23 protein-coding genes and 1 pseudogene are annotated in these 23,414 nt (G+C 73.3%); 7 read left to right on the forward strand and 17 right to left on the reverse strand.

Translation table 11 applies throughout. The features are described from left to right. The first annotated feature begins 20 nt into the window (after positions 1 to 20). The gene (locus tag AC5WAM_RS17400; RefSeq protein WP_366789072.1) at positions 21 to 566 is read left to right on the forward strand and encodes a GNAT family N-acetyltransferase; all 546 of its coding nucleotides are present in this window, start codon (positions 21 to 23) and stop codon (positions 564 to 566) included. 88 nt (positions 567 to 654) lie between these two features. Beyond that, the gene (locus AC5WAM_RS17405; RefSeq protein ID WP_495523086.1) at positions 655 to 1,005 is read left to right on the forward strand and encodes a PASTA domain-containing protein; all 351 of its coding nucleotides are present in this window, start codon (positions 655 to 657) and stop codon (positions 1,003 to 1,005) included. A 126-nt stretch (positions 1,006 to 1,131) separates the two neighbouring features. On the opposite strand, the gene AC5WAM_RS17410 is transcribed toward AC5WAM_RS17405, so the two are convergent. The 16 genes and pseudogenes from AC5WAM_RS17410 to AC5WAM_RS17485 form a co-directional block, all read right to left on the reverse strand. Further along, positions 1,132 to 3,423: a serine/threonine kinase C-terminal domain-containing protein gene (locus tag AC5WAM_RS17410; RefSeq protein WP_495523600.1), complete on the reverse strand. Its 2,292-nt coding sequence runs from the start codon at positions 3,421 to 3,423 to the stop codon at positions 1,132 to 1,134. Between the two features lie 192 nt (positions 3,424 to 3,615). Beyond that, positions 3,616 to 3,684 (reverse strand): annotated as a pseudogene (locus AC5WAM_RS17415) (zinc-ribbon domain-containing protein); the annotation flags it as partial. A gap of 174 nt (positions 3,685 to 3,858) precedes the next feature. Continuing rightward, positions 3,859 to 4,554: a demethylmenaquinone methyltransferase gene (locus AC5WAM_RS17420; RefSeq protein ID WP_242720913.1), complete on the reverse strand. Its 696-nt coding sequence runs from the start codon at positions 4,552 to 4,554 to the stop codon at positions 3,859 to 3,861. Between the two features lie 171 nt (positions 4,555 to 4,725). Next, positions 4,726 to 5,265: an imidazolonepropionase-like domain-containing protein gene (locus tag AC5WAM_RS17425; protein WP_495523087.1), complete on the reverse strand. Its 540-nt coding sequence runs from the start codon at positions 5,263 to 5,265 to the stop codon at positions 4,726 to 4,728. Positions 5,266 to 5,282: 17 nt separating this feature from the next. After that, positions 5,283 to 6,497 (reverse strand): cyclic dehypoxanthinyl futalosine synthase, encoded by a 1,215-nt coding sequence (mqnC, locus tag AC5WAM_RS17430; protein WP_366789069.1) that lies wholly within the window; start codon positions 6,495 to 6,497, stop codon positions 5,283 to 5,285. 94 nt (positions 6,498 to 6,591) lie between these two features. Next, on the reverse strand, positions 6,592 to 7,347 hold the full coding sequence (locus AC5WAM_RS17435) for a prepilin peptidase (protein ID WP_366789068.1): 756 nt from the start codon (positions 7,345 to 7,347) through the stop codon (positions 6,592 to 6,594). Beyond that, positions 7,317 to 10,346, reverse strand: a complete 3,030-nt coding sequence (locus AC5WAM_RS17440; protein WP_495523088.1) for a BTAD domain-containing putative transcriptional regulator — start codon at positions 10,344 to 10,346, stop codon at positions 7,317 to 7,319. Before AC5WAM_RS17440 ends, AC5WAM_RS17435 begins: the two co-directional genes overlap by 31 nt. A 391-nt stretch (positions 10,347 to 10,737) precedes the next feature. After that, a complete protein-coding gene (locus AC5WAM_RS17445) occupies positions 10,738 to 11,217 on the reverse strand; it encodes a TadE/TadG family type IV pilus assembly protein (RefSeq protein ID WP_366789065.1) in 480 nt (159 codons plus the stop codon). Beyond that, complete coding sequence (locus tag AC5WAM_RS17450; RefSeq protein WP_495523089.1) at positions 11,214 to 11,702, reverse strand: TadE/TadG family type IV pilus assembly protein; 489 nt, start codon at positions 11,700 to 11,702, stop codon at positions 11,214 to 11,216. The genes AC5WAM_RS17445 and AC5WAM_RS17450 overlap by 4 nt, the downstream gene beginning before the upstream one ends. Continuing rightward, positions 11,699 to 12,133, reverse strand: a complete 435-nt coding sequence (locus AC5WAM_RS17455; protein WP_366789063.1) for a TadE family protein — start codon at positions 12,131 to 12,133, stop codon at positions 11,699 to 11,701. Before AC5WAM_RS17455 ends, AC5WAM_RS17450 begins: the two co-directional genes overlap by 4 nt. A gap of 68 nt (positions 12,134 to 12,201) precedes the next feature. Further along, complete coding sequence (locus AC5WAM_RS17460) at positions 12,202 to 12,453, reverse strand: hypothetical protein (protein WP_366789062.1); 252 nt, start codon at positions 12,451 to 12,453, stop codon at positions 12,202 to 12,204. 76 nt (positions 12,454 to 12,529) lie between these two features. Continuing rightward, complete coding sequence (locus AC5WAM_RS17465) at positions 12,530 to 13,459, reverse strand: type II secretion system F family protein (RefSeq protein ID WP_366789061.1); 930 nt, start codon at positions 13,457 to 13,459, stop codon at positions 12,530 to 12,532. Further along, a complete protein-coding gene (locus tag AC5WAM_RS17470) occupies positions 13,456 to 14,451 on the reverse strand; it encodes a type II secretion system F family protein (RefSeq protein ID WP_495523090.1) in 996 nt (331 codons plus the stop codon). The genes AC5WAM_RS17465 and AC5WAM_RS17470 overlap by 4 nt, the downstream gene beginning before the upstream one ends. 4 nt (positions 14,452 to 14,455) lie before the next feature. Further along, positions 14,456 to 15,763 (reverse strand): TadA family conjugal transfer-associated ATPase, encoded by a 1,308-nt coding sequence (locus tag AC5WAM_RS17475; protein WP_366789059.1) that lies wholly within the window; start codon positions 15,761 to 15,763, stop codon positions 14,456 to 14,458. After that, positions 15,760 to 16,593, reverse strand: a complete 834-nt coding sequence (locus AC5WAM_RS17480; protein WP_495523091.1) for a hypothetical protein — start codon at positions 16,591 to 16,593, stop codon at positions 15,760 to 15,762. The genes AC5WAM_RS17475 and AC5WAM_RS17480 overlap by 4 nt, the downstream gene beginning before the upstream one ends. 19 nt (positions 16,594 to 16,612) lie before the next feature. Then, positions 16,613 to 17,344 carry a hypothetical protein gene (locus tag AC5WAM_RS17485; protein WP_172385760.1) on the reverse strand — a complete coding sequence of 244 codons (732 nt, stop codon included), beginning with the start codon at positions 17,342 to 17,344 and terminating at the stop codon, positions 16,613 to 16,615. Between the two features lie 656 nt (positions 17,345 to 18,000). Between AC5WAM_RS17485 and AC5WAM_RS17490 the strand changes: the two genes are divergently transcribed. Further along, the gene (locus AC5WAM_RS17490) at positions 18,001 to 18,894 is read left to right on the forward strand and encodes a S1 family peptidase (RefSeq protein ID WP_366789057.1); all 894 of its coding nucleotides are present in this window, start codon (positions 18,001 to 18,003) and stop codon (positions 18,892 to 18,894) included. 176 nt (positions 18,895 to 19,070) lie between these two features. Here AC5WAM_RS17490 and AC5WAM_RS17495 read toward each other — a convergent pair whose 3' ends face one another. After that, positions 19,071 to 19,592: a DinB family protein gene (locus AC5WAM_RS17495; RefSeq protein WP_366789056.1), complete on the reverse strand. Its 522-nt coding sequence runs from the start codon at positions 19,590 to 19,592 to the stop codon at positions 19,071 to 19,073. Between the two features lie 297 nt (positions 19,593 to 19,889). On the opposite strand from AC5WAM_RS17495, the gene AC5WAM_RS17500 reads away from it, so the two are divergent. From AC5WAM_RS17500 to AC5WAM_RS17515, 4 genes are all read left to right on the forward strand, one after another. Further along, a complete protein-coding gene (locus AC5WAM_RS17500; protein WP_366789055.1) occupies positions 19,890 to 20,600 on the forward strand; it encodes a hypothetical protein in 711 nt (236 codons plus the stop codon). Then, positions 20,597 to 21,640, forward strand: a complete 1,044-nt coding sequence (locus AC5WAM_RS17505) for a hypothetical protein (protein ID WP_495523092.1) — start codon at positions 20,597 to 20,599, stop codon at positions 21,638 to 21,640. Before AC5WAM_RS17500 ends, AC5WAM_RS17505 begins: the two co-directional genes overlap by 4 nt. Positions 21,641 to 21,827: 187 nt before the next feature. Then, positions 21,828 to 22,136 carry a hypothetical protein gene (locus AC5WAM_RS17510; protein WP_495523093.1) on the forward strand — a complete coding sequence of 103 codons (309 nt, stop codon included), beginning with the start codon at positions 21,828 to 21,830 and terminating at the stop codon, positions 22,134 to 22,136. A 1-nt stretch (position 22,137) separates the two neighbouring features. Next, positions 22,138 to 23,394, forward strand: a complete 1,257-nt coding sequence (locus AC5WAM_RS17515; protein ID WP_495523094.1) for an enoyl-CoA hydratase/isomerase family protein — start codon at positions 22,138 to 22,140, stop codon at positions 23,392 to 23,394. Positions 23,395 to 23,414: the final 20 nt, after the last annotated feature.

The following is a 23,414-nucleotide window of genomic DNA, read 5'->3' on the forward strand; positions in this document are numbered from 1 at the left end:
AATCACCCGAAGGGCCACTTGTGAGCGACGTGAGCGAGCTGGACGACGCCCCCCACCGGACCCGCACCGCCCCCGCCGTCGGTCTGCGCGTGCCGACCCACGAGGACGCCTTCGTCTGGCACCGGCTCTTCGACGACCCGCAGGTCATGGAGTACGTGGGCGGCGGTGTGTCCAGCGAGCTCTCCGTGTACGAGGAGCTGACCGCGCGCCAGCGCCGCCACGACGCGGAACTGGGCTTCTGCCTGTGGACGTTGCTGGACCCGGACGGCGAGCCCGTCGGCCTCGCCGGGGCCCAGCCGTGGCCGCGGGAGTGGGGGCCCACGGGCGAGATCGAGATCGGCTGGCGGATCGCCCGCCGGGCGTGGGGGAACGGCTACGCGACGGCGGCGGCCCGCGCGGCCCTGGACCGGCTGCGGGCGGCGGGCGTGCCGTCGGTGGTCGCCGTGATCGACGTGCGCAACGAACGGTCCATGGCGGTGGCCGCGCGCCTCGGCATGGAGCGCCAGGAGACGTACGACGTGCCCGGCGCGAACCGCCGGGCCTGCTGCTACCGCGTGGGGTTGTAGTCCGGCCCGGCCGGGCTACCCTTCCCCTACCGCCGGGGCCTCCCCTACCGCTGGGGGTTCGCGCCCCTGCCGCTGAGGGGTGACGCCTGTGCCGAGGACTCCGGGGGACGCCGGGCCGCTGGAAGTGCGCGTGCCGCGCTTCGTGGGCCTGATGGCGATGGACGCGCGCAAGAGGGCCGTCGAGCGCGGCGTGCGCCTGGTGGCGGGCGACCGTTCCGAACTCGACGACGTGGTCCTCGAGTACGTCGTGCGCCAGTACCCGCTGCCGGAGGTCGAGGTTCCGCGGGGTGCCGTCGTGACCGTGTGGTTCGACCTCGGCCCCGATGAGGGCGAGGGCGGCGCCGGGGTGCGCGAGCCGCGGCTGCCCGGCCCGTCGGACGACGGCCTCCAGCGGGAACTGGCCGAGCCGGGGCAGCCGGAGGTCGGCGTCGGGGGCTGAGGCGTCGGAGGCTGAGGCGTCGGGAGCTGAGGCGGGGGGCCGAGGTCTCCGGGGGTCCGGCCCGGCCGGCGCCGCGGCCGTGCGGGCCGCCGCCGGGCCCGGCCGCCCGAGGTCGGCCCGCTGCCGTCAGCCCGTGGTCCGCCAGGTGTCGAGCGCCGTCCGGTGCGTCCGCGTGCCGCGCGCCGTCGACCACACCTTCGCGCGCCAGGACAGCTGGATCGCGTACTCGGTGCCGTCGGCGGTGACGTAGCTCTGGTCGATCGCGTGGATCTTGCGCCCCGACTTGTCGGTGTACGTGTACTCCCACACCGCGCCCGCGCGCCCCTGGAAGGTGTTGTCCTCCAGGCGGATGCGCCGGTAGTCGGACTTGTCGGGGTCCTTCTCTGCGTGCTCCTCCATGTTCGTGAGGTTCTCGTACGAGGTGTAGCCCGCGTCCGGGATCACGCCGACGAGGAAGTTCTCCGCCCCGCTCGCGCCCGCGTACGTGGACTGCGTGGGGTTGTCCCCGGCCCGGCTGCTCCAGCCCTCGGGTGCCGCGAACGAGAACCCCTTCGGATCGGCGACGCGCTCGGAGCCCGGCGGCACCGCGGCGTCTCCCGCCGCCTCGCCGCCGCCGCTCTCCCCGTCCGAGGGCCGCGCGGGTTCGGTCGGCGGGGCCTGGCTCGGCTCGTCGGTGCGGCTGACGGCCGGGCCGTCGTTCTTGCCGTCGTCGTCGGAGCCGGTGCCGGTCCCGGCGGCGTCCTGGCCCGCCTTGTCGGATGTGCCCGCGTCGTCGGACGTGCTCTGGTTCTCCTGCCAGACGACGATGCCCGCCGTCGTGCCGCCGCCGACGAGGAGGGCGACGGCCAGCGTGAGCGCCCAGACCCCGGCGCGGCCGCGCTGCCGCGCCGGGGCGGGCGGCGACGCCAGGACGCCCTGGGTGGGGGCCGCGCTGGGGTCGTACGGGCCGGGGACGGCGTACGCCGCGGGCGCGCCGGGGCCCGCCGCGCCGGGCGGCGGCAGCTGCCCCGGCGGCATCCCCGGCGGAACCGGTGGTACCCCGCTGCCGCGCGTGGTGAACACCGCCGCCACGAGCACCGCTCCGGCCACCCACAGCAGCCCGAACAGCAAGAGGTCCGGCATGCTCACGCCCGCGTCGAACGAGCCGCTCGACGTCTCGCCGCCGAGCCCGCGCTGCCGGGCGGAGGTCTCCACGCCGACGCCGCCGACGGCGGCGAGCAGCAGGATCAGTCCGAAGGAGAGCCCCGCGGCCAGGATCTGCTCGCCGCGGCGGGCGCAGCGGCGCGCGCCCACGAACGCGATCACGAGGGCGCACACCAGGCCGAGCGCCAACGCGCCCACGACCGCTCCGGAGTTGACCAGGTCGCCGAGTTTCGACAGGCCGAACGACTCGCTCTCGCCGCTGTCGCCGTAGCCGCCGGACCGCGAGCCCCTGCTCGCCTCGGACTTCAGGGGCGCGCCCCAGCCGAGGCCGAGCGCGTGCAGACCGAGGTTCGGCAGGAGCATCAGGGCGACGAGGTGGGGCGAGACCCGGTCGTCCGAGACGTCGGAGCCCGGCACCTCGGAGTCGCCGTTGAAGGCGTCGATCTGCGTGACGCTGAGGTACGCCGTGACGGAGCTGAGGACGAGCACGAGAGCGAGGGCGCGCAGGGATGCGCCCAGGGCGCGGGTGAAGAACTGCGCGCCGGGGCGGGTGGCGAGCCAGGGGGCCGCGCCGTCGCGGTGCAGCACGGCGGCCGAGACCCCGAGGGCGAGCGCGAGCGCGCCGAGCATCGCGAGGAGCGGCCCGGACGACACCTCGACGCGCTGGATCTCGGGCTGCCCGAAGAGGGCGAGCACCAGGACGCCGAGCGCGGTGAGCAGCCCGACGCGGACGGCCGCTTCGAGGCCCGCCGTGCTCCCCGGCAGGCTCTGCCCGCGCAGCCGGAGGCGGTTCCTGAGGATGCGCGCGCCGATGACGAGCCCGCCGATGAACAGAGCCGTCACCGTGAGCGGCACCAGGTGCACGCCGAAGGTGCCCTCGACCACCCGCTCCGATGCCGAGCCGTCGAAGCCGGTCCCCTCCTCGGTGCCCGAGAACTCCAGGCGTCCGCCCACCGCCTGGAGGACGAAGGCGAGGGCGATCCGCAGCCGGTCGGCGAAGCCGACGACTTCCTCGTCGCCCTGTCCGTACGTCGGCACGGCGCACACGAGCGCGGAGAGCAGCAGCGCCGCGAGCGGCCACAGCGCGGCCTGTACGGATCCGGCCCAGTCACCGCGCGCGGTCCGCCCGAGGAAGGCGCCGACGGGCGTGGGCGCGGCGGGGGCCGGGGCGTACGCGGGCGCGACGGGGTGCGGGAGCGCCGCTGGGGCCGGGGCCGCCATGGGGGCCGGGGCCGCCATGGGGGCCGGGGCCGCCACGGGGGTGGGTGGGGCCATCGGGGCTGCCGGGGCGGGCGGTGTCGGTGGGGTCGGTGGTGCTGTCGGGGGCGGTGTGGCCACCGGGGCAGGGGGAACCACCAGCGTCTCGGGGTGACTTGGGGCTGCCGCGGGGGCGGCGGGGGCGCTCTCAGGGGCGTCCTGGGGCGCGGCGTCCGAGGCCTCCCCCGTCGGCTCCGGGAGGCGTTCGCGCCCGCACTTCATGCAGAAACGGGCCTCGTCCGGGGATGGCGCCCCGCAGTGCGGGCAATACGACGACATCGGAACGCTCCGTCTTGAGGAGATCGTCAGGGGGACGGGTCGGTGAGCGCCGACCGTTATGCTCCGGCCACGTGGAGTGGCCGGTACATATCAACTGACACATCTTCCCCGGCGTGTGGTTCCCGTCAACCGCCGCGTCCGAAAGGACCGTTCGACCGTTATCGAGGCCGCCGTTCAGCCCTTCTTGAAACCCCGGTGGAGCGCCACCACGCCACCCGTCAGGTTCCGGTACGCCACCTTGGACCAGCCCGCGTCGGCCAGGCGCGCCGCGAGCTGCGGCTGGTTCGGCCAGGAGCGGATGGACTCGGCGAGGTAGACGTACGCGTCCGGGTTCGAGCACACCGTGCGGGCGACCGGCGGCAGCGCGCGCATCAGGTACTCGATGTAGACCGTACGGAAGGGGCCCCACGTCGGCTCGGAGAACTCGCAGATCACCACGCGCCCGCCGGGCCGGGTCACGCGGAACATCTCGCGCAGCGCGGCGTCGGTGTCCTGCACGTTGCGCAGGCCGAAGGAGATGGTGACGGCGTCGAAGGTGTCGTCCTTGAACGGCAGCTTCGTGGCGTCCCCCGCGGTGAACGGCATCCACGGGTGGCGCTGCTTGCCGACCCGCAGCATGCCGAGCGAGAAGTCGCAGGGCACCACGTACGCGCCCGCCTGCGCGAAGGGCTGCGAGGACGTGGCCGTCCCGGCGGCGAGGTCGAGGATCTTCTGCGCGGGCCGCGCGTCGACGGCCCTGGCGACCTCCTTGCGCCACAGCCGGGCCTGGCCGAGCGAGATCACGTCGTTCGTGAGGTCGTACCGTTCCGCGACGTCGTCGAACATCGAGGCGACTTCGTGCGGCTGCTTGTCCAGGGATGCGCGGGTCACCCGGCCTATTGTGTCAGGCCGGTCTTCTCCCTCGGCCGGGGGTCTCTTCGCCTGCGTCGCGCCTGCGGCGGGCTGGGCGCCCTCGCGTCTGCCCTCTTCCCTCGTCCGGCGGGTGCGGCGTCACCGTGGTTGCTCGCGCAGTTCCCCGCGCCCCTTTCGGGGGCGCACCCCTCAACGGCGGCGGAACAGGAGGCGGCCCTCGATGGCTGTCGCCACGCAGGTTCCGCCCTCGGTGAAGATCGCGAAGTCCGCGGAGGCCGCCGGGGCCAACGGCGCTTCGGGCGGGGCGGCCGTGACGACCTTGATGCCTGAACGGGTGACGGCCGTGCGGACCGAAGGGTGGGTGAAGGGGCCCGCCAGGGTGGTGGTGCCGGTGGCCAGGAGGCGCTGGAGGCCGCGGCGGGCGCTGTGGCCCCAGCGGGTGTCCGTCATGCCGAGCCGGTCCAGGGCCGCCCCGGTCAGCGGGTCCGTGCCGAGCTCGTCGGCCTCGCGCGGGTCGGGCCAGTACGCGGATTCCAGGAGGGCCGCGGCGTCGGGCTCGTAGCGGCCGGGGGTCAGGACGCCGTCCCAGCGCCGGACCCGGGCGTGCCCGTACGCCGCGTACAGCTCCGCGTACGGGCCGACGGCCGCGATCCGGGCGCCGTCGACGACGACGGCGTCCGCCCCATCGGGAGCGGGCCGGACCGCGGCCACCTGGTGCAGTGTCAGCAACTGGCCCTCACGCGGCCCTAGTTGGAGGTGAGGAGCTTCAGCTCCGGGTGGGCCGTGCCGCCCTCGATGGCGGTGGAGGAGATGTGCGAGGCGACGCGCTCGTCGACCGGGTCGTTCGCCGGGTCGTCGTGCACGACCAGGTGCTCGTACGTCGTGGCGCGCTGCGCGGGCACACGGTCGGCGGAGCGGATCATGTCGATCATCTCGCGCAGGTTGGAGCGGTGCTTGGCGCCCGCGGAGGAGACCACGTTCTCCTCCAGCATCACCGAGCCGAGGTCGTCCGCGCCGTAGTGCAGCGTGAGCTGACCGGCCTCCTTGCCGGTGGTCAGCCAGGAGCCCTGGATGTGCGCCACGTTGTCCAGGAAGATCCGCGCGATCGCGATCATGCGGACGTACTCGAAGATCGAGGCCTGGGTGCGGCCCTTGAGGTGGTTGTTCTCCGGCTGGTACGTGTACGGGATGAAGGCCCGGAAGCCGCCCGTCCGGTCCTGTACGTCGCGGATCATGCGCAGGTGCTCGATGCGCTCGGCGTTCGTCTCGCCGGTGCCCATGAGCATCGTGGAGGTGGACTCCACGCCCAGCCTGTGGGCGGTCTCCATGATCTCCAGCCAGCGCTCGCCGGACTCCTTCAGCGGGGCGATGGCCTTGCGCGGCCGCTCCGGGAGCAGCTCGGCGCCCGCGCCCGCGAAGGAGTCGAGCCCGGCGGCGTTGATCCGCTGGATGGCCTCCTCGACGGAGACCTTCGAGATCCGGGCCATGTGCTCGACCTCGCTCGCCCCCAGGCTGTGGATGACGAGCTGCGGGAACTCCTTCTTGATGGCCGCGAAGTGCTTCTCGTAGTACTCCACGCCGAAGTCCGGGTGGTGGCCGCCCTGGAACATGATCTGCGTGCCGCCGAGCTCCACGGTCTCCGCGCAGCGGCGCAGGATGTCGTCGAGGTCCCGGGTCCAGCCCTTCTTGGTGTCCTTCGGGGCGGCGTAGAACGCGCAGAACTTGCACGCCGTCACGCAGACGTTCGTGTAGTTGATGTTCCGCTCGATGATGTACGTCGCGATGTGCTCGGTGCCCGCGTACCGGCGGCGGCGCACGGCGTCGGCGGCCGCGCCGAGCGCGTGCAGCGGAGCGTCCCGGTACAGGGCGAGCGCCTCTTCGGCACTGATCCGTCCGCCCGCCGCGGCACGGTCGAGGACGGCTGTGACATCAGAGGACGTGAGGTCGGCCTTCTCGGTCACCGGGGCGTCCCTTCCGTAAGGGGGTTGGACAGATCGCTCTTCAGCGTACGCCAGGGCTCCGGGGCCCCGGCGTCCGGTGGGCCGCGCCCCGGCGTCAGGCCGCGTACGCGCCGAGCAGGACGCCCGCGAGCCCCCCGGCCAGCAGGAACGGGCCGAAGGCTATCGCCGTCCTGCGCCCCGCCCCGCGCACCACGACGAGCCAGCCGCCGTACAGCGCGGCGCACACGAACCCGGTGAACGTGCCGAGCACCAGCGCGCCCCAGCCGTACCAGCCCAGGACCGCGCCGAGCGCGAGCGCGAGCTTCACGTCGCCGAACGCCATCCCGTTCGGATTGATCAGGAACAGCACGAAATAGCCGCCGCTGAGCATGAGCGCGCCGAGGACCGCCTGCGTCCAGTCGCCGCCGTGTCCGGGCAGCGCGGCCGCCACGCCGAGGAGCGCGAGCGCGGCCGCGGCGAGCGGCAGCGTCAGCACGTCCGGCAGACGCATGACGGCACGGTCGACGCAGGCGAGGACGAGGGCGGGCGGCACGCACAGCAGCCACACCACGAGCTCTGGGCGCGGGCCCGTCGCCAGGCCGAGCAGGGCGCACACCACCGCCGCGACGACGGCGAGGGCGGGGGCACCGGGGCCGTACCGCTCCCCGTCGGAGCAGCGGCCCGGGCCCAGCCAGCCCCGCACCTCGTGCGCGCCGCTCGGGCAGCGGTCGCGCCAGGGCTCACCGGCCGGGGCCGAGAAGCGGTACACCGCGCGCGGCAGCGCGAGCCCTGCCAGGGCGCCCCACAGGGCACCGCCGAGCACGAGCAGCAGCTCCACGGTCACCCCACCGCCGTCAGTCCGTCGCGCCACGCCGGGAGCACCTCGTCGAGCAGCGCCTCCGTGCGCGGCGGCAGACCGCGCGCGCCGCTGCGGGCGACCAGGTCGGCGGCCAGGGCCCGGAGCCGGTCCTGGTCGCCCGTGGCGTGCGTGGCCCGCAGCAGTTCGTTCCACAGGCGCTCGTCGGCGGGGGCCGAGGCGCGGGCGGCGGTCAGCGCCTCGATGGCCTGCTCGGCCCGGCCCTTCTCCAGGTGGAACTCGCTGAGGGCGAGCCCGATGTCCGCGACGAGCAGCGGCAGCTGCGCGTCGACGATCTCGTGCGTCAGCCAGCCGTAGCGCCCCTGGGGGCGGTCCGCGAGCAGCGGGCCGCGGACCAGGACGAGCGCGTCCGTGAGCAGGCGGCCGCGCACCGCGCGGTTGGCCGCCCCGCGCCCCTGCGTCGCCTCGTGGTACAGCGAGCGCAGCACGTCCAGGTCACAGACCACGGACGGGGCGAGCGTGAGCCGGCCCGACGCGTCGGCGCGCAGCCGGGGCGTGCCGTCCGGGTCGCTGCCGAGCCACGCGCGGATCCGGTCGACGAGCGCGTCCCGCACGTCCTCGGTCACGCCGCGCGGCCACAGCGCGGAGGCGAGCACGCGCGGGTGCACCCCTTCGCGGTGGAGCAGCAGCAGCGCGAGCGCCTCGTGCAGCAGCGGGCTGCGCTCGCCGTCGGGCGTCTCCAGGCCGATGATCTCGTACGTCCCGACCAGGCGCGCGTACACCGCGGGGCGGCCCTGCTCGCTGACGTCGACGAGGAAGGGGGGCGCGGCCGCGCCGCCGGTGGAGTCGTCGTCGCCGTCCCCGCCGTCGGGGTCTGCCGCGGTGAACAGCTCGACCACCGCCTGCTGGAGCGCGTCCGGCAGCTGCTGGGCCGCAAGCTCCAGGCCGAGCAGCGGGGCCAGGAGCCTGCCGTCGCCGGTGATCTCCATCTCCCAGGCGGCACCGGGCAGTTCGCCGGAGTCCGTGCCGACGAGATAGCCGATGCCGAGGCGGCCGGCGTCGGCGGCGAGCTCGGCCAGCTCGACCGCCTCGTCCGCGGTGGGCCCGGCCGCGAGCAGCACCAGGTGCGGCGCCCAGCGGGTGTGCCGGGCGGGGCCGGTGCGGCCGGTGAGGACCGAGTCGTGCCCGGCGGCGCCGAGCGCGCCGCGCCGCTGCCGCGTTTCGGCCTTCATGGTCTCGATGAGCGCTTCGACGCCCTCCAGGTGCCGCAGCCTGTTCGGCGCGAGCGGGGTGAGGTCCCGGCCGAAGCCGACGAGCGTGATCGTCATGCGGTCCGACCAGCCGTTGGTGGCCAGCTCGGCGGCGACGGAGGCGAACACGGCGGCCCGGTCGGCGGCGGCGCCGTTCAGCGAGACGATGCCCGGCACCGCTTCCAGGTTGAGCAGCAGGCGCGAGTCGTCCATCGTGCCGAGGCAGACCAGGCCGGGGTAGGGCGCCGCCGCGTCCACGTCCTCGTACGCCTCGGCGTCGGCGCGGGTCAGCATCCAGAACGTCTGGTCCTGCCCCAACTGCCAGGGCGCGGGCGGCCGTCCCGCGGGCTGGGCGAGCTGGAGGTGCAGATCGCCGTGGCTCAGCCAGGCCGCGTACACCGTCGGCAGGGGGCGGGACTCCGCGGTGAGCGCGGCGGCCAGGCCGCGCAGGGCGCGGTCCAGGAGCCGCACGCCCTCGGGGTCGGCGCCGACGAGCAGCGCGTCCTGCGCGTCGGCCGCGGTGCCGGTCGGCGTGGGCGGCTCCATGCCGCGGCGCCCGCCGACAGCTCCCATCGCCGACTGCCACAGGGCGTGCCGACGGCGCCTGCCGAGCGCGCCGAGCAGCCCGGCGGCGAGCAGCGGCGCCCCGACGAGGGCCTCGGGCAGCCCGAAGGAGAAGCCGTCGGACGCGGCCTCGGTGCCCCGCCCGGGCGCGGCGGGCGCGGCCGGTTCGCCATTGCCCCGGGCGTCACCCCGGCCGCCGTTCCGCTCCTCGCCGCCGCCCGGGCGCTGCTCGGGGATCGTGATGTGCGCCGTGTCCCGGTCGACGGATCCGCCGCCCTCGCGGTCGCCGCCCTGCTGTGCGCCGCCGCCCCTGTGCCCGTCCCCGGTCTTCGCGTAGTCGGAGATCTGCTCGCGGACCTTCTCGGGCACCTTGGGCGCCTCGACGGGCATCTCGACGAGCTCGCCGCCGTGGGCGTCGGCGGGCATCTCCATGATCCAGCCGGGCCGGATCAGGCTGGCCTCGGAGAGGCGGGAGCCGTCGGGCTGCTCGCGGTCCTTGTTGAGCTGGTAGATCTCCTTGTACCTGCGGCCGTCGCCCAGGTGCCGCTCCGCTATCTCCCACAGCGAGTCGTGGTGGCGGCCCTCGGGCGGCTGGATGCGGTAGAACTTCGTGTCGCCGTCCCTGGCGGTGCCCGCGCGGTCGGCGGCCCGCGCGGCCTGCTCCGCGACCGCGTCCGCCGCGGCCGCCGCGCCCCGCTGCTCCTGCGCGAAGAGCCCCGGCGTCCGCTGGGCCGCCGCGGCGGCGGGCCTCTCGTTCCCCTCGGGGGACTGCCCGAACTGCGAGAGCCCCGGCGCGAAGCCGGCCGCCGTGGCGCCGATGAGCAGCAGCGCGGCGACCAACTGCCGCGCGAGCACCTGGCTCGGCCCCGCGCCCGGCACCCGCCCCGGCATCCCGACCCCGGAGAGGGCGGCCTTCGCCTCGACGAGCACGCAGGCGGTGAACTGGGCCCAGGCCAGCCACACGACCACCGTCAGCACCTTGACGAACGTGCCGACCGTGACTTCCTGCTGGAGCCAGTCGAGGGACGGCGCCCCGTCCGGCAGCGGCCAGCCCACGAAGTACGCGAGCGCGCCGGGCACGCCGACGAGCAGCACGGCGAGGGCGACGAAGGCGAGGAACGCCTTGACGAAGTCCCCGGCCGAACGCCGACGCGCCGGCAGCGGCTGCGGCGTCCTGTTCCGCGGCGCCGCCGCGCTGTCCGGCGAGCCGTTCGAGGAGCGGGTGTTGCGTCGCGCCATGGCGGGTGTCCTGGTCCTCGTCCTGTAGATACCTGTGGTGTCTGGATGGTGGAGTGTCGGGATGGCGTGGTGCCTGGATGCCGGTGAGGTCGGATGCCTGAGGTGACGGATGCCTGGGTGTCGGATGCCGGTGAGGCCGGAGTCCTGCGGTGTCGGATGCCTGGGTGTCGGATGCCTGCGGTGTCGGATGAACGTACTGCTGGCCGTATGAACGCGATCGTACGGAAGGCGTCTCCGGCCGGGAGCGCCCTGTGGACAACTCCCGGTCTGTGGACAACTTCCGCAGAGCCGCGCCCCCGGCGCACCGCCTCCTCCGCACCGCGCCTCCTCCGCACCGCCCCCCGCCGAGCCGGACCCCACCGAGCCGCGCCCCCGCCACGCCGAACCCGCCTCACCCCACTTGGTTCTCCGCCGTCGCCCGCCCGTGCACCACGACGTCCCCGCCGTAGAACAGGCCGGTGAAGACCGGGCTGTACGTCATCTGGACCTCGACCTCCACCTGCCGGGCGTCGGCGCTCACGCAGTGGGTGGCCGCCACGTCCGCGCCGCGCAGGCCCATCTCCTGGGCGAACTTCCGTACGCGGGCACCGCAGTTCTCGTAGCGGATGGGTGCCTCCTCGCCCGCGTACAGCCCCTCCCTGTCGATGTCCTGCGCCGCGTAGCGCGCCGCCTGCTCCGCGATGTCCGCGGCACGCTCCCGCTTCGAGATGGACATGCCGCCGTCGATCACGAACGCGGCCAGGGTCAGGAAGACGAGTGCGAAGACGATGACCGCGCCCGCGCCCGACCCCCGGTCGTCCAGGCGGGCGCGGCGGGCATCGAGCCAGGGCCTGGTCCGTGCCGCGTCCGCGCGTGCCGCTCCCGTCCTCATGTCCCGGCCCTCCGCAGCGGATCGAGCGGCGAGCTGAACGTGGACTTCAGCGTGGTCGGCACGTCGAGGCCGAGCATCCCGAGACCCCGCACCCGGCAGCTCACTTCGACCGTGAAGAGGGAGTCGGGGCGGAACCCCGCGCTCTTCTGCACGACGTTCACGGGGCCGGAGCAGACGTCCTCCAGGTTCGCCGCCGCGGCCCTGCGCGCCTCGGTCATCGCCGTGCCCAGGTCCTTCTGGATGGAGCCCGCGCGGGCCGCGTCGCGCGCCGCCCCGTCGACGGCGCCGCGCCCGTCCACGAGCTGCCCGAAGGCCACCAGGACGAGGACGAACAGGATCATCACGGGCGCGAGGATGACGACTTCGACCGTGGAGAGGCCGCCGTCCCCGGACCGGTGCGCGGCCGGTGGCCAGGACCGGCCCACGAGCCGGGCCGCACCCGGAAGGCGCCGTCGGAGTCGGCGGCCTGGTTCGGGCCGTCTCATCCGTCCTCCTCCACGAACCGCTCCACCGGGCCCGCCGACCGCGCGTGCACGGTCAGGTCGAGGCCCGGGAACACCGACGGCACCTTGGCGGTGATCTCCACGCCGACGGTGTTCTGTTCGGGCCGGATCGTCTTGACGTCGGGGCCGAGCACCAGCTCGGGCCCCAGCTGGCTGATGTAGTCCTCGACGACGTCGTTCGCCTCGCCGCGCCAGCCGCCCGGGTTCTCGTCGGCCGTGGCCCGGGCCTTGCGCGCGCCCGCCTGGGCCGCGGCCTGGGCGACGTGGTCCGCGAAGAAGTACAGCGCGAACTGCACCGTCGCGAAGATCATGAAGAACAGCACCGGGGTGAGCAGCACGAACTCGATCGCGGTCATGCCGGACTCGCCGCGGGTGGAGGCGGCCTCCACGCGACGGCGTACGCATCCGGGCATCCGGTCGCGGTGCGGCGCGGCTGCGCCCCGGCCCCCGTGGCCCCACATGGTCGTAGGTGTTCCGGCGCTCAGCAGGTCTTGCCCGCGTCGGCGCCCTCGATGCAGTCGCCGACCTTGTCGGCACCGCCCTTGAGGGCGTTGTTGATGATCGCGGCGACCACGCCGACGATCGCCACGACGACCGCCGAGATGATCACCCACTCGACCGCCGACGCGCCCCGGTCCAGCTCGCCGGAGCGCGCGCGGCGCACCCGGGTGTGCAGGAAGGTCACGAGGAAGTCGACCGCGGGGATGCCGGTGCTGACGTTCCGTCCGTTCATGGTGAGGTGTCCTCTCGGGAAGCAGGATGGGGGGCTCGTAGGGACCCGCCCGTGGAGTGGGGCCGGAGGGTGGGGTTCAGACCTGGAACACGCGCATCGCCGCCGGGAAGATGAGGAAGACCAGGAACCCCGCGCACAGCAGCAGCTGGGCCACCAGCATCGACTGGGACTTCTCGCCCGCGCTGCCCTCGATCTCGGCGAGTTCGCGGTGCCGCATCGTCTCGGCGCGGGAGGCGAGCGACTCGCGCACCTTCGCGCCGTCGTCGGCCACGAGCGCCAGGGACGCGGAGAGGTCCTTGAGCTCCTCGACGCCCAGTTCCTCGCCGAGCGAACCGAGCGCCTGCCACTGGCTGATGCCGGTGATGCGGGCGTCCGCCAGGGCGTTCCTGATGCGCTGGGTCGCCCATCCGTCGGAGACCTCGGCGGCGGCCATGAGCGCCTCGGGCAGGCCGCGGCCGCCCGCCAGGCTCATGGACACCAGGTCCAGATAGGCGCCGATCACGCGGCGCAGGTCGCGGCGCTTCTCCTGCGCGTCCCGCCGCACCTCCAGGTCCGGCAGGAAGAAGAAGAGCACCCCGAACATCAGGGCCAGCCAGACCGGGATGACCGGGCCGCTGCCGAAGCCGAGCGTCCAGACGACGGCGAAGAGGAAGGGGCCGAAGAACACGCCCGCCACCGCGAGCAGCACCTTCGTCGCGAGGAACCTCTCCCAGCCGCGGTCGAGCACCGCGAGGTCGGCCCGCAGGGAGCGCAGTTCCCAGCCCTGCTGGACGTAGAACGCGGCGACCCGGGCGCCCACCCGCGCGCGCAGCGTGCCGAAGCGCCCCGTGGCGTCCGCGTCCGCCGTGCGGTGCGCGGACTCGTACGCGGCGCCGCGCGCCCGCATCGCGTCGATCCGGGCGACCGTGGCGACGGCGCTGCGTCTGCTCGGCAGCAGCGCCCGGACCAGGGCGAAGACGCCGAGGCCGAGGGTGGCGCCGATGAGGATCGGCCAGGTCAGGCTCATCGGCGTACCCCCTCGGTGGGCGTGTTCGGGTGCGGCGGCAGCGTCTGGGGCCCGCCCGGGGCGCCCTCGCCGCCCGCGGTCCGGGGGCGCACGAAGCGCACGCCCGGCTCGTCGCGGACGAGGAACCGGTCCGGCGTCTCGACCGTCGACAGCTTGCGCAGCCACCAGAAGCCGAGCGCGAACAGGCCGCACACGCAGGCGAGGACGAGCTGGCCGACGGCCGTGCCGTACGGCGAGACGAACTCGCGGTTGAAGATCGAAAGGCCCAGGACGAAGGCGATCGAGACGGCGACGACGATCTGTACGGAGCGGCGCGTGGACGCGCGCTGCGCCATCACGCGCTGGCGCATGTCGACCTCCTCGCGCGCCGACTTGGCGAGCGCGCCGAGGACCTGGCGCAGACCGGGGCCGCGCAGGCGGGCGTTGAGGATCAGCACGGCGACGATGATGTCGGCGGAGGCGTCGTCGATCTCGTCGGCGAGCACCTGGAGGGCGTCCGGCAGCGGCGTCCGCGCGCGCAACCGGTCCACGAGCGCGTCCAGATGCGGCCTGAGCACCGGCGCTGCGGCCCGCGCGGAGGCCGGAATGGCCTGCTCCAGGCCGACGGCGCCCGCGATGGTGTCGCGCAGCGACTCGGTCCAGGCGGCGAGCGCCTCGACCCGCTTCATCTGCGCCCGCTCCTCGGCGGCCCCGCCGAACAGCTTGTCCCAGAAGAAGACGAGGACGCCGGAGGCGATGCCCGCGACCGCCCACCGGGTGAGCAGCAGCACGACGAGGCCGACGCCGACCGCGAGCGAGCCGCGCCGACCGGCGAACCGGACGAGCTCGCTCATCCGCCGGCTGGCCCGCTGCCGCTCGTGCTCCGGCTTGGCGGGCAGCCCGCGCAGCGCGACGGCCAGCAGGGCGAGCCCGCCGCCGACGGCGACGCCGCACGCGAGGCCGTACAGCACGTTCAGCGAGAACAGGCCGCCCGAGGATCCCAGCGCGTTCATGTGCTCACCCCCATGGGCCCGCGGGCCGGTAGCCGTACGCGACGAGGTCGTCCAGGCACGCGATCGGGGCGTGGGCGAGGACGCGGCCGTCCGGGGCCTGGGCGAACACCTCGCTGGACAGCACCCGGCCGTCGACGCCGTTGACCTCGCGGACGGAGGTCACCGCGCGCTGCAGCTTGCCGCCGGTCCGGTAGGCGTTGCGCCGCTGGATGAAGACGACGAAGTTCACCGCGCCCGCGACGAGCATCTGGCTCGCCTCGATCGGCAGCCGCTCGGTGGCCTGGAGCGCGTACGTGGAGATCCTGTTGAAGACCTCGCTGGAGCTGTTGGCGTGGATCGTGGACAGTGAGCCGTCGTTGCCCTGCGACATGGCGTTGAGCATGGTGACGATCTCGTCGCCGAGGACCTCGCCGACGATGACGCGCGAGGGGTTCATGCGCAGCGAGCGCCGCACCAGCTCGGCCATGCCGATGGCGCCCTGGCCCTCGGAGTTGGGCAGGCGCTCCTCGAAGGCCACGACGTTCGGGTGCAGATCGGCGAAGGTGTCGAGGCCCAGCTCCAGGGCGCGTTCGACGGTGATGAGGCGCTCGTGCGGCGGGATCTCGTTGGCGAGGGCGCGCAGGAGCGTGGTCTTCCCGGCGTTGGTGGCGCCCGCGATCATGATGTTCTTGCGCGCCCGCACGGCACAGGCCAGGAAGTGCGCGACGTCGGGCGTGAGCGTGCCGTTGCCGACGAGGTCGGACAGGAACACCTTGCCCATGCGGGCGCGGCGGATGGACAGGGCGGGCCGCCGGGCCACGTCCATGACGGCCGAGAGCCTCGACCCGTCGGGAAGGCGCAGGTCGAGCTGGGGGTTGGCCGAGTCGAAGGGGCGCGACGACAGGCCGGAGTAGGCGCCGAGCACCTGGATGAGCTCGATCAGTTCCTCGTCGGTCTCGGCGACCGGCTCCGCGGTGACCTCGCGCCCGTCGGCGTATCCGACGAAGACCTGGTCGCAGCCGTTGATGTCGATGTTCTCGACCTCGGGGTCGTCGAGCAGCGGCTGGAGCCGGCCGACGCCGAAGAGCGCGGCGTGCACGGCGGCCGCGTACTGCTCCTCGGTCTCCGCGTCCAGGGGGGTGCGCCCGGCGTTGATCTCCGTGCGGGCGTGCTCCTCCAGTATCTGCGCGATGACGGCGCGGGCGTACTGCCGCTCGTCCTCGTTCGACATCGGTGTGACGCCGGAGACCTGGTCGAGGCGGCGCTGTTCGGCGATGCGGTCGCCCGCGTCCTGCCGGAACCGCTTGACCAGCTGGTGGTCGACCGCGCTCACCGCCCGGCCCCCGCTGTGGCGGCGGGGCCCGACCAGGCGGCGCCGTAGCTCTGGTGGAGGTCGGCGGCCACCTTGCGCGCGGAGCGGATGAGCATCGACTTGTCGAGCCGCCCGCGTCGGCGTCCGGCCAGCTGGTCGGCGCCCGCGGGGTCGTCGGCGAGCGTGCCAACGACGCGGGCGCCGGTCTGCCCCGCCACCAGCATGTCGTTGACCTGGTGGACGAGCTTGGCGGAGTGCGCGGGGTCGGCGACGAGGACGACGCCGATGAGCGGCGTCGCGAGCGGGGCGGCCCCGCGCGGCCCGCCGTGCAGCCTGGCGGCCAGGGCGGCGGCGCGGTCCCGTACACGGGCGAGCGACTCCGGCTCCGCGCGCGCCACCAGGAGCACGAGCGCGGCCTGCGGGAACATCTCGACCACCGGGCTGTCGCCGCTGATCCGGCCGCAGTCGGCGATGACGTCGGCGGGCGCCTGCGGCGAGTCGGCGAGCTGGGCGAAGGCCCGGCCGAGCGTCGGCCAGATCCCGGCGAGCCCGGCGGCCTGCTCGGCGATGCCGAGGCCCACGAGGACGTCGAGGCCGCCCGAGAGCGGCTGGGTGTGGTCCCACAGCTGGTCGGGGACGAGGCCGCGGCGCGCGGTCGCGGCGATCGACAGCATGCCGGTGTTCGGGTTGAGGGGCCCGCCGTGCGCGGCGGCGCTGCGGTAGACCAGGTCGCCGCCCGCGGGATCGGTCTCCGCGACGAGCACGCGCCGCGGCCAGACGGCGGCGAGCGCGACGGACGCGGTGGTGACGCCGGGCGACCCCTTGTCGGCGGCGAGGGCGATGAGAGCCATGGGTGGTCTTCTCGCCCTTCTAGTTCTCGGCGGTGCCGGCGCGGCCGGGCACGACGACCAGGGAGACCTCGCCCGCGGACGCGGCGGCGGTGAGGGACGCGGCGTCGTCGGCGTCCACGAGGAGGGTGACGCTGAGGTTTCCCGTGCTGATGGTCGAGTCGTTCTTGCTGGCGACCGTGTTCACGCGCGCGTCGGCGACGATCGGCGTGCTGCCGCCCGCGCCGCCGCGCTCCGTGCCCTTGCCGCCGGAGCCATTGGCGGTCACGCGGTACGCGGCGACGGTGTCGCCCTGCTTCAGGGTCGAGGGGTACTGCCCCTCCTTGAGCGAGAGGCCGACCGTGGACTTGCCCGACGGGACGCCGCCGTCCACGGCGAACATCTGGCCCACGGCGACGGAGCCCGCCGGGATGGTGCTCTTGGCCTTGTAGTCCTCGAGCGTCTTGCGCTGGGACCACTTCACGTACTTGATGCCGGTGTCCTCGGCGACCAGGACGGGCGAGATGTTCACGCCCTCCTTCGGGGACTCCCCGGCGGGGATCTCCTTGGTGACCTTCACGACCTCGATCCGGTCACCGGCGCGCAGCACGAGCACGGTGGCGCCGAGCGCGCCCACGAGGATCAGCAGGACCGCCAGCGCGGCCAGCGCCGGTTTGCGCTCGCGAGGTGCGGTGGGAAGTCGCTCGCCGACCCCGGCCTGAGCCGATACGCCGGTACGGTTTCCGCCCGCCCCCGTACGCTCTTGGATCTTCACGCAACCGCTCCCCGTACACCCAAGAAAAAACCGTCATTTGGACACCATCGAGGCACTTCGGCCCCACCTCGGCCGGGGTTCCCTTGGTCCGTCAGCCACAGGTGCCGCGTCAAGCCACCGCACCGTATCAGCAGCACATAAGCCCCTCAAGGCGCGTTTTGCATCGCGAAGCTCATGCGATCCGTCGTTATTCACGCGCAATACGAGGTGCGCGGTTCCCCTTTTGGGACCACGTCTTGCAACACCCCCAGATGTGCACATGCGAACCAAACCCCCACCTTGGGGGCGGGAGTTCGCGTCGGGGCGGCAGGGGCGTCCCGCGAACCGTCAGCCGCACGGGGGACGCGGTGCACCAGGACGACGGTTCCCCTGATGCGCGCGGGAATCCCGTTCCCTGGGTCGGGGATGTCAGAAGTGTCCGCATTGGGGCGGGTGTTGCACGCGAAGCCGCTGGTCGGAGAGTGAACCACGGGTGTCCGTACGACATCTGACACATCGGCGCGCGGCTTCCGGGCGCCGATCTGCCGGAGGGGCGCGCGGCTTCCGTGCACCGGTCCGCCAGGTGGGCGCGCGACTTCCGGGCGCCGATGCTCCACGGCTCAACAGGTCAATAGTTCAACGGTTCCATAGTTCAACGAAAGAGAAATTCGACCCCCATGAGACTTTCCTTTCCCTCCCGCGCCTCCCGGACCTCCGGCCCGAAGCGCGCCGCGGCCGCCGGTCTCGCCGGTGCCGCCGCCCTCGCGATGGTCGCCACCGGCGCCCCCGCCGCCCACGCCATCGTCGGCGGCACCGAGGTCTCCAACGACGCGTACCCGTTCATGGTCGCCGTCCTCGACAAGGGCCCCGGCCCCGTCAAGGACCGCCAGTTCTGCGGCGGCAGCCTGATCGCGCCGGACACCGTGATGACGGCCGCGCACTGCCTGGTCGACGACTCCCGCAAGCCGGTCAAGCCGAAGAGCATCCAGACGGCCGTCGGCCGCACGGTCCTCTCCAACTCCCGGCAGGGCCAGATACGCGACGTGGCCAAGGGCGGCATCCTCGTCCACCCCCGCTACCTCCAGGGCAAGGACGCCTACGACGTGGCGTTCATCCAGCTCAGCAAGCCCGTGCGCGGCATCAGCGCGGTCAAGCTCCCCACCCAGGGCACCGACTCCCTGCTGCGCCCCGGCCAGAAGGCCACCGTGGCGGGCTGGGGCAACACGGACACCGAGCTGACGCACCAGCCGGACCGGCTGCGCCAGGTCCGCGTGCCGATCCTGTCGCACGCCGAGTGCAAGACGAGCTACGGCGAGTACGACACCAAGCTCAACTTCTGCGCCGGGGTCGAGGGCAAGGACTCCTGCCAGGGCGACAGCGGCGGCCCCATCTTCCGCAAGGTCCCCGGCCGCGAGGCGCCCATCCTGATCGGCGTGGTCTCGTACGGCGAGGGCTGCGGCGACCAGGGCGCCCCCGGCGTCTACACGTCGACGAGCTCGGCGAAGCTGTGGAAGACGCTGGGTGACTCGGCCGAGGCCAAGCGCGTCAAGCGCAGCCTGCACCGCGGCTAATCCGACGCCGCGCCGCTGACACGGCGTGCCGGTGCCCTTGCGGCAGGGGGCACCGGCACGCCGTATCGTTTCGGCTCGCTTCGGGACCGGGCCGCCGGACCGCCGGGGCCGAAGGGGGCTGGGGCTGTGGGCAGCCGGGCCGAGGGCGCCGGGGCCGGGGGCGCCGGGGGCGGAGGCTACTCCCCCGTGACCCCGTCGATCCGCTCCCGCAGCAGATCGGCCTGCCCGTTGTGCCGGGCGTACTCCTCGATCATGTGGATCAGGATGTGCCGCAGCGAGTACGCCGTGCCCTCGCGCTCGCCGGTGACCTCCAGGGAGGTCGCGGCCGCCACCGTCGCCCGGGAGCGGTCGCACTCCGCGCGCCAGACGCGGAACGCCTCGTCAGGGTCGGCGACGTCGACGTCCCACGCCGCGGATCCGTCGTCCACGGGCCCCGTCCAGTGCGGCTTGTCCGGCTCCCCCAGGAACACGCACCGGAACCAGCCGCGCTCGACCTCGGCGAGGTGCCGCACCAGGCCGAGCAGGCTCAACGAAGAGGGGGGAACGGCCCACCGCCGGAGCCGGTCCGGGGTCAGGCCCGCGCACTTGAGGGCGAGGGTCTCGCGCTGGTAGTCGAGGAAGGCACTGAGCATCGCGCGTTCGTCGGCGACACCGGGCGGCTCAGTCCGGGCATCTGTGTGACCGTCATCACTGGGCATCGCCCCATCATGCCGAGTCCGCACCGACCCCACCAGAGCCCGCGCACGCCCCCGTGCCCCGGGTCCCGCCCGGCCCGACCGCACGCCCGCGAAGCTGGTCAGGGCCGGGTCGAGGATCTCGTACGCGGTCTGCGTCGAGCCACCGCAGAAGGGCCCGTCGAGCCGGCGGAACCCGGGGCCGGGGAGCCGGGGCGGAATTGCGTCGGAGGACGCTGCAATTCCGCCCGCTTTCTCTGCATTGCGCCCCGCTGTAGGACAGTTCACTCTGGCGAAACCACACGCCCCACCGTTAGCGTCATGCCCCCTGACAGCACGTCCGCCTCATTCGGGGAGAAGACCGTGAAGCGCCGCACTGTGCCCCTCGCCACCGCATTCGCCGTCACCGCGGCTCTGCTCCTGACGGCTTGCGGCGGGGACGAAAGCTCCGACGGCGCCAAGGACGGCGGGAAAATCGCAGGGGCGGACGAGGGCGGCGGCAAGAAGAAGGACGCGCCGTCGCCGACCGCGCCCCAGGACGGCCCCGCCGACCGCCCCGCGGCCGATCTCCCGGCCGACGTGAAGAACGTCTTCGAGAGCTGGAAGACCGGCGATCCGGTCAAGGACGCCGCGCTCGCCGACGCGCGGCGGCGCATCGACGCGACCGACGCGGCCATCGTCGACGGCGCGACCGCATCCGAGGCCATTCCCTTCTACTACAAGGGAGAAGCCCTCGTCGGAGCCGCCGAGTGGATCTCCGGATTCAAGAAGGACGGCCTGTCCATTACCGGCACCACGCGCTATTACGCACCCCAGGTCACACCCCACGGAAAAGCCGCCGTCGGCATTCAGTACTGCGCCGACGAAAGCAAGGCGTACACCAAGAGCCGAAAGACCGGAAAGACCGACAAGACGCCTGTCACCGACAAGTCGTACGTGCTCTACAACACCCGTCTCGACAAGAACAAGCAAGGCGTCTGGCAGACCACGATGCTCAGCTCGCAGAGAGGGAACGCGAAGTGCACGCCATGATCACACGCAGGTCGTGGGCGGTGGCCGGGCTGACGGCCGCCGCCACGCTGCTGCTGGTGCCGGGCCCCGCGCACGCGGACAAGTCCCCCGGCAGCGGCTCCCAGGGGAACGCCGACTCGGGCGGGGGCCGCGAGGGGCAGGACATCGTGTCCGTCATCCGCTTCTCGGGCGCGACGCGCGGCGGCGGGGGCGGGGGCGGCGGCGCCCTCAAGCCCGTCGGCGACTGGTCGCCGCCCGCCTGCTGGTACGAGCCGCGCACCGCCGAGCAGTTCCGCGACCAGGTCGAGCGGAACTACGAGAGCACCGTGAACTTCCCCGGTCAGCACAGCTACGCGAAGGCCGCCGTCGCACAGTTCCGCACCAAGTACAAGGACGGCGAGTACAAGAACTACAACCTCAAGGAGAAGGACAAGGGCAATTGGTGGGTGGCCGTGCGCGACCCGGACCGATGGCTGGAGGACGCGGCGCAGAAGTGCGACAAGGATCCCTTCTGGGTCGAGAACGGCGACCCGCCGCCGGTGGCGAACGCCCTCACCCCCGAGCTCCTCGCCGAGCTCGCCTACAACCGCCTTCGCCTTCCCGACACGAAGGTCAGCCTCGCGCCCGAGGACACCACCAAGGTCAACCTGCCCACGTGGGCGTGGCTGGACGAGGCCGAGTTCAAGCCGGTGTCCGTCACGGCCTCCGTCGACGTGCCCGGCCTCGACCTGCGGGCCACCACCACGGCCCGGCCCGACGCCCTGCGGCTCGACCCCGGCACGCCCGACGCGCGCACGCACCCCGCGTCCGGCGAGTGCGCGCCCCACGGCGACGGCTCCATCGGCACGCCCTACCGCAAGGGCAGGGCCGACGAGACCCCGCCGTGCGGCCTCACCTATCTGCGCTCCTCCGGCAAGGGGACGTTCAAGCTCCAGGCCACGATCACCTGGAAGGTCAGCTGGACGGGGACGGGCAACGCGGGTCCCAACGGGCTGCCGAGCGGCTCGTTCGGGTCGGATCAGCCGGTGGCGGTGGAGGAGGTCCAGTCGGTCAACCGCTGAGGCGGCGGGGGCGCGTGCTGCCACGGAACGGAATCCCGGCGCCCTTCCGGCCCCGGACATACCCTGCCCCTCCCCCTAGTTGACGTACGTGGACTCCAACTGCCGCCGTGCGTGCCGATGTTCACTTCAGCGAATCCGCTGATAACGTCGGATGCTCCACACCGGCTGAAGGGGCCCGCAGCGAAGCATGAGCGACATACGCCTGGACGGCACGGTCTTCGAGGACCTGAGGAAGACCTTCACCACGATCAGCGACCGGATGGACGCGGCCCGCCGCGTCCTCCACGGCACCGACGCGACGGCCGTCGGCGCGGGGCGGCTCGTCGAGGAGGTCCGCGACTTCGCCGACGAGTGGGGTTACGGCATCAAACAGCTCCGCAAGCACACCGGCGGCGCGGTCAGGATGATCGACAAGATCGACGAGGAGTTCGGCAAGCTGGACCTGGCGCTCGCCGCGTCCCTGAAGTCCGCCCGGTCGCCGCGGCGGGACCGCTGACGTGTCCGGCAGACGCCCCGCCTTCCCGCACATCGGCTGGGACCCGACGCCCGGCGACGTCCAGGACACCCGCGACCTCGCCCGGAAGCTCGGCGGCCTGGCCCGTGAACTCGGCACGTCCGTACGGGAGCTGGAGCGCATCGAGTGCGGTGCCTGGAAGGGCGAAGCCGCGCGCGCGTTCGTCGAGTACGTCGGCGCGGACGTGGCCCCGCTCATCCGCAAGAGCCACGAGTCCTTCAGCAAGGCCTCGCGGGCGCTGTACCGGTGGGCCCGGGAGCTCCAGGAGTTCCAGGACGAGGCCGACCGCCTCGAGAAGGCCGCCGGGGACAAGCTGGAGGCCCGCGGCAAGGCCGAGGCGCGGGCCGACGGCAAGGGCAGCAAGGCCCTGGCCGAGGCCTCCGGCGACGTCACCCCCGTCACCGGCCAGGTCCACGACCTGGAGGACCGCTACGCGCGCGCCGCCGACGCCATCGCCCGGGAACTCGACAAGGCCGGCGACATCGCCCCCGACGAGCCCGGCTTCTGGGACCGGCTCACCAAGGGGCTCGCGGACGCGTGGGACGCCACGGGGAAGTGGCTGAAGGACCACGCGGACACCGTCAAGCTGATCGGGGACCTGCTGAGTGACCTCAGCGGTGTGCTGGGCATGCTCGCCATCATCACCGCGCCCTTCGAACCGGTGGGCGCCATCTTCGCGACGGCCGCGGTGCTGACGAGCGGGCTCGCGCTGGTGACTCACCTCACGGCCAAAGCCGCGGGTGCAGAGGTGAACTGGCTGTCCATCGGGTTCGACGCCCTGGGGACGATCCCCGGAGTCGGCGCCTTCACCAAGGGCGTCAAGGTGGCCAGCCGCACACAGGCGACGGCACGTGCCGCACAGCTCGGCCGGGGTTTCCACAGCGAGGAGACCGTCGGACGGAACATCGTGGGCATGGGTGACAACGTCATCGGTGGGATGACACGCACCATCCGAGGGCGGCAGATCACGATCGGCGGCCTCAAGCTCGGGGCTGTGGTCAAGACCGAGGGTGGCCTCATGAACCGGATGAACCTGCTGACCGAGCAGACGATCCGCGGCGGGCAGCTGATCGGCACCAAGGGAATTCCGGGTCTACGGAACATCGACTCCATGAGCACCTTGGGCAGGGGCATCGACGCCGGGATCAAGATCGGCCTCAAGGCGGTTCCCCTGTCCCTTCACACCCAAGAGCTGATGAACCCCGGTGACCGGCTTGAGGAATCAGCGAAGGCACACTGAGAGGACAGCTGCTGTGGACT

The organism is Streptomyces sp. JLYT201 (assembly GCF_059448825.1).

Bases quoted from the DNA above. Each gene is read 5' to 3' on its own strand.
- AC5WAM_RS17410 (WP_495523600.1), bottom strand. From the start codon at position 3,423: ATGGCCCCACCCACCCCCGTGGCGGCCCCGGCCCCCATGGCGGCCCCG.
- AC5WAM_RS17440 (WP_495523088.1), bottom strand. From the start codon at position 10,346: ATGGCGCGACGCAACACCCGCTCCTCGAACGGCTCGCCGGACAGCGCG.
- AC5WAM_RS17445 (WP_366789065.1), bottom strand. From the start codon at position 11,217: ATGAGGACGGGAGCGGCACGCGCGGACGCGGCACGGACCAGGCCCTGG.
- AC5WAM_RS17450 (WP_495523089.1), bottom strand. From the start codon at position 11,702: ATGAGACGGCCCGAACCAGGCCGCCGACTCCGACGGCGCCTTCCGGGT.
- AC5WAM_RS17455 (WP_366789063.1), bottom strand. From the start codon at position 12,133: ATGCCCGGATGCGTACGCCGTCGCGTGGAGGCCGCCTCCACCCGCGGC.
- AC5WAM_RS17460 (WP_366789062.1), bottom strand. From the start codon at position 12,453: ATGAACGGACGGAACGTCAGCACCGGCATCCCCGCGGTCGACTTCCTC.
- AC5WAM_RS17465 (WP_366789061.1), bottom strand. From the start codon at position 13,459: ATGAGCCTGACCTGGCCGATCCTCATCGGCGCCACCCTCGGCCTCGGC.
- AC5WAM_RS17470 (WP_495523090.1), bottom strand. From the start codon at position 14,451: ATGAACGCGCTGGGATCCTCGGGCGGCCTGTTCTCGCTGAACGTGCTG.
- AC5WAM_RS17480 (WP_495523091.1), bottom strand. From the start codon at position 16,593: ATGGCTCTCATCGCCCTCGCCGCCGACAAGGGGTCGCCCGGCGTCACC.
- AC5WAM_RS17490 (WP_366789057.1), top strand. From the start codon at position 18,001: ATGAGACTTTCCTTTCCCTCCCGCGCCTCCCGGACCTCCGGCCCGAAG.
- AC5WAM_RS17495 (WP_366789056.1), bottom strand. From the start codon at position 19,592: ATGCCCAGTGATGACGGTCACACAGATGCCCGGACTGAGCCGCCCGGT.
- AC5WAM_RS17500 (WP_366789055.1), top strand. From the start codon at position 19,890: ATGCCCCCTGACAGCACGTCCGCCTCATTCGGGGAGAAGACCGTGAAG.
- AC5WAM_RS17505 (WP_495523092.1), top strand. From the start codon at position 20,597: ATGATCACACGCAGGTCGTGGGCGGTGGCCGGGCTGACGGCCGCCGCC.
- AC5WAM_RS17510 (WP_495523093.1), top strand. From the start codon at position 21,828: ATGAGCGACATACGCCTGGACGGCACGGTCTTCGAGGACCTGAGGAAG.